Here is a 7,916-nt window from a genome sequence, read left to right as displayed (position 1 = left end):
CAAATTTAGACTTAAATGTCTAACCAGTGCGGAGCGGTAGTTCAGTTGGTTAGAATACCGGCCTGTCACGCCGGGGGTCGCGGGTTCGAGTCCCGTCCGCTCCGCCACTTATTTCAAGAACCTCGCTAATGGCGAGGTTTTTTTGAATCTACAATATGATAAACTGTAGTTTCTACAGGGGTGTAGCTCCAATTCGAAAGAACAAAGAGCAGCGGATTCCCCAAATACCTTGTGATAGGGCGTGTTGGGAGTTCGAATCTATTCGAACCTGATTGTAGATAAAATTTAGGGGTGTAGCTCCAATTGGCAGAGCAGCGGATTCCAAATCCGCGTGTTGGGAGTTCGAATCTCTCCACCCCTGCCATATTTAAGGCTCTAGTCGAAAGACTGGAGCCTTTTTCATTTAGCTTCCAGATAAACTTTAATTGGCAGAGCAGCGGATTCCCCGAACTTCCCAAATAGCGCGTGTTGGGGCGAAGCTTTCGAATCTCTGGATCGCCAGCCCTGTCCTCCTCTGTCATATCTGAACTGCTTAGCAGCAACGCTGAACCTTTCCGAATCTAAATTCATCCTTCATAACCACATTTTCTTTACATTGTTGAGAATTAATCTCATCAATTAGTTAGACTGGGCGAGCTCAACTAACAAGGGATAGTGTTATGGATATGACCCGCCGCCAATTTTTACAATCCTCTGTCGCGATTAGTGCTTTAAGCGCGCTTCCTGCTTGCTCATTAACCGGAGGAAAGCAGAAAGATGGCCGTTATGTTTACGACTTGACTGCTCAACCTGCAACGGCAGAGCTGGTTAAAGGTCATCAGACACCGGTATTAGGCTTTAATGGTGAGATACCAGCACCCATAATCCGTTGCCGTCAGGGTGAGCCTGTGACGATTCGCTTTACTAATTTGCTTGATGAACCCACCACCATTCACTGGCATGGTTTACGGATACCGATAGAGATGGATGGTGTTCCATTCTTAAGTCAGCCTCCAATCATGCCGGGTGAAACCTTTGTTTATACTTTTACGCCACCAGATGCGGGTACGTTTTGGTATCACCCACATATGAATAGCGTCGTTAAGTTAGGAATGGGGCTTGTTGGGCTCATCATTGTTGAAGAGTCGGTTCCTGTGGTGTTCGATGAAGAGCATGATCTGATGGTCAAACATTGGCATATTGATAAGCAGGGCAACTGGAAGAAATTGATGGTGCCAAGGCTAAGTGCTCGGATGGGGACACCCGGAGAATACAGTAGCGTTAATGGTACCCATGAGCCTATTTATCAATTGAAAGAGAATGCGACCACACGTTTAAGGATTGCGAATGTCGATAACACGATTACTTACCCGATCGCAGTCGAAGGTGCAGAGGCTTGGGTTATTGCTATTGACGGGAATCCGATAGAGAAGCCCTATAAGCTTGCAGAACATAAGGTTAGCCCAGGAATGAGGGTCGATATTGGTTTTATCGCTCCAAAGGCTGGAGAGCGCGTGTACGTTCGTTACATGAAAGGGCGTTTCCCTTTTCCACTATGCGAATTTGAAGTGATTCAATCTAATCTTGCTCAAGATCAGTCGCTGCCTTCTCTACCGCTTAATCCCGTCCCTAATCTCGATCTCGCGAATGCAGAGGAGATCGATTTTGTGTTCGAGTGGGAGGGGGCTGTAACTCCGGCGGATAAATCAGGTAAAGCGATGCCGAAGTTTTGGTTAATGAACAAAAGAGCTTGGGAAGGAATGAGCAAAGATAATATTCCCGCTCCACTCGCTACTTTAGAGTTGGGTAAGACTTATATTTTTGATCTGCGTAATGTCACCCAATACCATCACCCGATTCATTTGCATGGACACACATTTACGGTTCTTGAAATGAATGGTAAAAAACTTGAGAACCCCTTTCATACCGATACCGTATTACTAGGTAAGAATGGACGAGCTAAAGCCGCCTTTGTTGCCGATAATCCCGGACGTTGGATGTACCATTGTCATGTCATCGAACATATGAAGACAGGTTTGATGGGTTACATCGAAGTAAAGTGACTCCTGTAACTTTTTTAAAGTAGAGCTGTTTTCAGTGACTAAGTACGGAGAGTTTTGTGCAAATATAGCTTGCTTAGTTCGATTAATGACGTTTTATGGCTACAATATCGTCATTAGTTTTTAGGGGGTAATATGGGACAGCTTTCCATTTTGGGCTTCATCGCTTTGGGCGGAGCATTTGGTGCGTGTTCGCGCTATCTGGTTTCTGAATTGTGCGTACTATTATTGGGACGAGGTTTTCCATATGGCACGCTAACGGTTAACGTAATCGGTTCATTTGCGATGGGGTTGCTAATTGCTGCATTTGAAAGTGAGTTGCTTGCAACTGAGCCTTGGCGTCAAATTATCGGTTTAGGATTTTTAGGCGCACTAACTACTTTCTCTACATTTTCGATGGATAACGTTCTTTTGATGCAGCAAGGGGCGTTTTTCAAGATGGGCTTGAACATCATTTTAAACGTAGTTTTAAGCATCTCTGCGGCGTGGTTGGGTTTCCAATTGCTAATGAAGAGTTAAAAATTAGTTTGTTATTTTATAAGCAGTCAGCTTGGTTTCAACCACTCGATTGCTTATAATCGTTCTACTTGTCGGAGTGCCATAAGGCTGAGACCGTTAATTCGGGATCCGTTGAACCTGATCAGGCTAACACCTGCGAAGGGAACAAGAGAAGATACTCATACCCATAAGCTCACTTTCATGGGTAGATCTATCATCTAATCGTTTGCGGTCTTATTACCCATTCTCGGTTTTTCGCACTCGATTCCTCTTGTCGCATCTTTCCGCCAAGCATTTTTATCCAAAATCTTTTTATCTAGAATAACAAAGCAAGGAAAAATGCTATGTCGAGTCGCAAGCAAGCGAGACTGGAAGCAAAACAGTTTATTGATACTCTTTCGGTACAACCGTACCCAAATTCCCAAAAAGTTTATATTGAAGGCTCGCGATCTGATATTCGCGTGCCCATGCGTGAGATCTCTTTGGCCGATAGCCTAATTGGCGGTACTAAAGAGGCGCCTATATTTGAGCCTAATGAGCCTATACACGTCTATGATACCTCTGGGTTATACACAGACCCTAATTACCAAATTGACCTATACAACGGCTTACCAAAGCTACGTGAACAATGGATTGAAGAACGTAGCGATACAGAACTCCTTGATGATGTGAGTTCGGTTTATACCAAGCAGCGCTTGGAAGATGAAACACTGGATGACTTAAGATACGGCAATCTGCCACGTATTAGACGTGCTAAAACAGGCCAGCGTGTTACCCAGCTCCATTACGCTCGTAAAGGCATGATTACCCCAGAGATGGAATACATCGCCATTCGCGAAAATATGGGGCGTGCAAAATTTCGCGACGAGATGCTTAATCAGCAACATGCAGGGCAAAGCTTTGGAGCTAACCTTCCGAAAGATATTACGCCTGAGTTTGTGCGCAAAGAAGTTGCTGAAGGTCGCGCCATCATCCCTTCTAATATTAACCACCCAGAATCTGAGCCGATGATTATTGGTCGTAACTTCTTAGTGAAAGTGAACGCTAACATCGGTAACTCTTCAGTGAGTTCTTCTATTGAAGAAGAAGTTGAGAAGCTAGTTTGGTCAACGCGATGGGGGGGCGATACGGTTATGGATTTATCGACCGGTCGTAATATCCATGAAACGCGAGAGTGGATTCTGCGTAACAGTCCGGTGCCGATTGGTACTGTTCCAATGTATCAAGCACTTGAAAAAGTAAATGGAGTTGCAGAAAACCTAAATTGGGAAGTGATGCGCGATACGCTAATTGAACAAGCAGAGCAGGGCGTAGATTACTTCACTATCCATGCGGGTTTATTACTGCGCTATGTACCAATGACAGCAAAACGAGTCACCGGCATAGTTTCTCGTGGTGGTTCTATTATCGCTAAATGGTGTCTTGCTCATCACCAAGAGAGCTTCCTTTACACTCACTTCCGTGAGATCTGTGAAATCTGCGCTAAGTACGACGTTGCCCTGTCTTTAGGGGATGGTTTGCGCCCTGGCTCTATTGCTGACGCAAATGACGAAGCTCAATTTGCTGAGCTCCGCACTCTAGGCGAACTGACCAAAGTTGCTTGGGAATACGATGTTCAAGTAATCATTGAAGGCCCAGGTCATGTGCCGATGCATATGATTAAGGAAAACATGGATGAGCAACTTAAGCATTGTCACGAAGCGCCTTTCTATACCCTTGGTCCACTAACAACGGATGTTGCTCCTGGTTACGATCATATTACTTCAGGTATTGGCGCTGCGATGATTGGTTGGTATGGCTGTGCTATGCTTTGCTACGTAACACCTAAAGAACACCTTGGCTTACCGAATAAAGAAGACGTAAAAACCGGCTTAATCACTTATAAGCTCGCTGCGCACGCAGCAGACTTAGCGAAAGGTCATCCGGGCGCTCAAGTTCGAGATAATGCGCTATCAAAAGCACGTTTTGAGTTCCGCTGGGAAGACCAGTTTAACCTGTCACTAGACCCTGAAACTGCTCGTTCATTCCATGATGAAACTTTGCCGCAAGAGTCGGGTAAAGTCGCTCACTTCTGTTCTATGTGTGGTCCTAAATTCTGTTCAATGAAAATCTCTCAAGAAGTTCGTGAATACGCGAAAGACACTAAGCAAGTTGCTGCTGACCAAGCTATTGAGATCAAGATGTTGGATGACCCACTAGAGGGAATGCGTCAGAAGTCGGCTGAATTCTTGGCAACAGGGGCTGAGCTTTATCATCCTGCGGCAAAACCAGAAGTGGAGGAGCAGCCTTGATGGAAAAAGTGAAGTTGCTTGTTCCTGTTGCTAATAAATCTACCACGCAAATACTGCAACAGTGTCTGTTGATGGCAGAGCAGCAAGGGTTAGCGATTGAGCATATTCAGTTGGGCATTAGCCCAACTGATGGCTTCATTTTAGAGAACGATCGTTCAGCAACTCGTTTTCAAACGGATTGTTTTGAGCTTTTGGAGCAAACAGCGGTAGGTGAGGATGAGTGGGTAATGGTCTATCACTCTGATCCAACCTCGATAACTGAGTTAAGTGCTTTGAAACCTCGAACCGTATTGCTGGGTGTTTCAGACGTCGAGCAACGTCTAGACATTTGGCGTCATCCGATAACAGGAGAAAATCGGGCACTGTCATCGTATGTTTCTCAGACTGAAGTTGAGTTTGAGAAGGAGCGCCACTTTTGTTGGTTGCTTGCTTTACTCGCGCTCGATTTTCCTATCGAAGATAGCCTTACGCTAGCAAGAGCATTGACCAATGTTTCACGTGAAACATGGCCAAGTGAGTTTAGCCAATTTCCGATTCCGGTGATTGAAGACCAGCGTTTAGGTATTCAGGTTGGGTGGAAGGTGGCCAACAAATCTGTAGCGTTTCCGACCTTGAGTAAACAGAGCCTAGGTTTGTACCCAGTAGTGGATGATGTTGCTTGGATTGAGAAACTACTGCCTTTAGGCATCAATACTATTCAGCTACGAATCAAAGATACTCATCAAGCTGATTTGGAACAGCAAGTTGTTCGAGCCATTGAACTCGGGCGCAAATACAACGCTCAAGTTTACATTAACGACTATTGGCAACTGGCATTGAAACATGGTGCTTTTGGCGTTCATCTTGGCCAAGAAGACATTGAAGAGTCGAACTTAAGCCAACTCAGTAACGCGAATATCAGCCTTGGGTTATCTACCCATGGTTATTATGAGTTACTCAGAATTGTTCAGATTCAACCTAGCTACATAGCACTCGGTCATATATTCCCAACCACGACTAAACAGATGCCTTCTAAACCTCAAGGATTAGTGCGTTTGGCTTTGTATCAAAAGCTCATTGATTCTATTCCATACGGTGATGTGAAAGGTTATCCGACGGTTGCGATTGGTGGCATTGATTTGTCCAATGCGCAGCAAGTCTGGCACTGCGGAGTATCTTGCTTGGCTGTGGTGAGAGCCATCACTCTGGCGGACAATCCAAAACAAGTGATCGATAGCTTTAGGCAGATCATGTCGTTGTCGGAACCGCAAGGAGAAAGCTGTGTTGCAGGATAGCCAGTTCCTTCGTTATCAAAGGCAAATCTCGTTGCCACAAATTGGTGAGGAAGGTCAGCAACGGCTACTTGGATCCCATGTTCTTGTTATTGGCTGTGGCGGGCTAGGCAGCGCTGCGTGTTTGTATTTAGCAGCAGCAGGTGTCGGTAAATTGGTTGTTATTGATGATGACAGTGTCGATCTCAGCAATATGCAGCGCCAAGTAGTGTATCGCCAATCAGATGTGGGTACATCCAAAGTGAAAGCAATGGCTGAGCAACTGACAGAACTGAATAGGGATGTGAGTGTTCGCACGGTCGACAAGCGTTTGGAAAGCAGCCAATTAGGTTTGGAAATCATGTTGGCAGATTTAGTTCTCGATTGTAGCGATAACTTGTCAACCAGACATTTGGTTAATCAGCTTTGTTATGAAAAGCAAACCCCACTTGTTTCCGCAGCTGCCATTGGCTGGCAAGGCCAGTTCGCCGTGTTTGATTTTGCCAAGCAGGATAAACACCAACCATCAGACTTATCGTGCTATCGATGCTTAGTGCCATTTGATGAGCTGCCTAACTCTACAAAATGTAGCGATTCAGGTGTGGTTGGCCCGGTGGTAGGAACGTTAGGTAACTACCAAGCACTTGCTGCAATTCAGAAATTAGCGATAGGTCAGTTTCAATTCCAAACCAGTCAACTGCACATTTTTGATGGTTTAAGTCTTAAGTGGCAAACCATGAAGATAGGTAAGGACAAACACTGCGCAGTATGTGCTAGCGAGTGAGCATTGCATAGAGATACCAACTTATATCCAAGTGATGTAAGTGACGAATATTAAGGTCGAAGTAATGGGTTCAATAAACATCATCATTAACGAACAACCCCATCAGGTGGCTGAGAGCAGCAGCCTAGAGCAGATAATCACGCAGTGCGCATTACCCGAGTTGGGATGTGTATTTGCGATAAACAACCAAGTTGTGCCACGTAGTGAGTGGCAGTCAACAGTACTCAGTGAGGGCGATGCTATCTCACTATTTCAAGCCATAGCAGGGGGGTGATGGCTATGTTAACTATTGCTGATAAACAGTTTGATTCACGTCTATTTACTGGCACAGGTAAGTTTGCAAACAGTCAAATTATGGCGGAAGCCATTAAAGCATCGGGTTCTCAGTTAGCTACCATGGCGCTTAAGCGTGTTGATGTTAACGACAAGCATGATGACATTTTAAAGCCGATTGTTGAGGCCGGTGTAAATTTACTGCCGAATACCTCTGGTGCAAAAAATGCCAAAGATGCTGTGTTTGCTGCCCAGTTAGCACGTGAAGCTTTGGGAACAAATTGGCTGAAATTAGAGATCCATCCAGACCCTAAATACCTAATGCCAGACCCAATTGAAACACTAGCGGCTGCTGAGCAGCTTGTTCGAGAAGGGTACATTGTGTTGCCTTATTGCCATGCTGACCCTGTTTTATGTAAACGCCTTGAAGAAGTGGGTTGTGCGGCAGTGATGCCGCTAGGTGCTCCTATTGGCTCGAACAAAGGTATCGCCTCAGCTGATTTTTTGGAAATTATCATCGACCAAGCAACGGTACCGGTAATTGTTGATGCTGGAATTGGTGCGCCTTCTCATGCAGCAAGAGCGATGGAAATGGGGGCTGATGCGGTATTGGTTAATACTGCCATTGCTGCAGCGGCAGATCCTATTGCGATGGCGAAGGCGTTTAAGTTGGCCGTTGAATCTGGACGTATCGCTTACGAATCGGGTTTGGCTGGAAAAGTGAATCATGCGATTGCTTCTAGCCCACTGACTTCGTTCCTAGACGAGTTATAAAAGGGCA

At 45.3% G+C, this 7,916-nt stretch carries 7 protein-coding genes, 2 tRNA genes and 1 riboswitch; all 9 genes read left to right on the top strand.

Annotation, left to right across the window (positions count from 1 at the left end; all coding sequences use genetic code 11):
- Positions 1-30 precede the first annotated feature (30 nt).
- A tRNA-Asp gene (locus OH461_RS17075) sits at positions 31-107 on the top strand.
- A 180-nt stretch (positions 108-287) separates the two neighbouring features.
- Positions 288-364 (top strand) — tRNA-Trp (locus OH461_RS17070).
- A 295-nt stretch (positions 365-659) separates the two neighbouring features.
- The gene (locus OH461_RS17065; protein WP_270021756.1) at positions 660-2,042 is read left to right on the top strand and encodes a multicopper oxidase family protein; all 1,383 of its coding nucleotides are present in this window, start codon (positions 660-662) and stop codon (positions 2,040-2,042) included.
- A 132-nt stretch (positions 2,043-2,174) separates the two neighbouring features.
- Positions 2,175-2,558: a fluoride efflux transporter CrcB gene (gene crcB, locus OH461_RS17060; RefSeq protein WP_270021755.1), complete on the top strand. Its 384-nt coding sequence runs from the start codon at positions 2,175-2,177 to the stop codon at positions 2,556-2,558.
- A gap of 62 nt (positions 2,559-2,620) precedes the next feature.
- A riboswitch (TPP riboswitch) is annotated at positions 2,621-2,719 on the top strand.
- 162 nt (positions 2,720-2,881) lie between these two features.
- The gene (gene thiC, locus OH461_RS17055; RefSeq protein WP_270021754.1) at positions 2,882-4,828 is read left to right on the top strand and encodes a phosphomethylpyrimidine synthase ThiC; all 1,947 of its coding nucleotides are present in this window, start codon (positions 2,882-2,884) and stop codon (positions 4,826-4,828) included.
- Positions 4,828-6,102, top strand: a complete 1,275-nt coding sequence (locus tag OH461_RS17050) for a thiamine phosphate synthase (RefSeq protein ID WP_270021753.1) — start codon at positions 4,828-4,830, stop codon at positions 6,100-6,102. Before thiC ends, OH461_RS17050 begins: the two co-directional genes overlap by 1 nt.
- Entirely contained in the window at positions 6,089-6,862 is a 774-nt protein-coding gene (locus OH461_RS17045; protein WP_270021752.1) for a HesA/MoeB/ThiF family protein, read from the top strand. The genes OH461_RS17050 and OH461_RS17045 overlap by 14 nt, the downstream gene beginning before the upstream one ends.
- 64 nt (positions 6,863-6,926) lie before the next feature.
- Positions 6,927-7,136: a sulfur carrier protein ThiS gene (gene thiS, locus OH461_RS17040; protein WP_270021759.1), complete on the top strand. Its 210-nt coding sequence runs from the start codon at positions 6,927-6,929 to the stop codon at positions 7,134-7,136.
- Positions 7,137-7,141: 5 nt separating this feature from the next.
- Positions 7,142-7,909: a thiazole synthase gene (locus tag OH461_RS17035; RefSeq protein ID WP_270021751.1), complete on the top strand. Its 768-nt coding sequence runs from the start codon at positions 7,142-7,144 to the stop codon at positions 7,907-7,909.
- Positions 7,910-7,916 lie beyond the last annotated feature (7 nt).

The sequence above is a fragment of the Vibrio sp. LaRot3 genome (genome assembly GCF_027587025.1).
GTDB lineage: Bacteria > Pseudomonadota > Gammaproteobacteria > Enterobacterales > Vibrionaceae > Vibrio.
The sequence above is the reverse complement of the archived record's forward strand: the minus strand, read 5'-3'. Positions and strand labels throughout refer to the sequence as shown.

Bases quoted from the DNA above. Each gene is read 5' to 3' on its own strand.
- OH461_RS17065 (WP_270021756.1), top strand. From the start codon at position 660: ATGGATATGACCCGCCGCCAATTTTTACAATCCTCTGTCGCGATTAGT.
- crcB (WP_270021755.1), top strand. From the start codon at position 2,175: ATGGGACAGCTTTCCATTTTGGGCTTCATCGCTTTGGGCGGAGCATTT.
- thiC (WP_270021754.1), top strand. From the start codon at position 2,882: ATGTCGAGTCGCAAGCAAGCGAGACTGGAAGCAAAACAGTTTATTGAT.
- OH461_RS17050 (WP_270021753.1), top strand. From the start codon at position 4,828: ATGGAAAAAGTGAAGTTGCTTGTTCCTGTTGCTAATAAATCTACCACG.
- thiS (WP_270021759.1), top strand. From the start codon at position 6,927: ATGGGTTCAATAAACATCATCATTAACGAACAACCCCATCAGGTGGCT.
- OH461_RS17035 (WP_270021751.1), top strand. From the start codon at position 7,142: ATGTTAACTATTGCTGATAAACAGTTTGATTCACGTCTATTTACTGGC.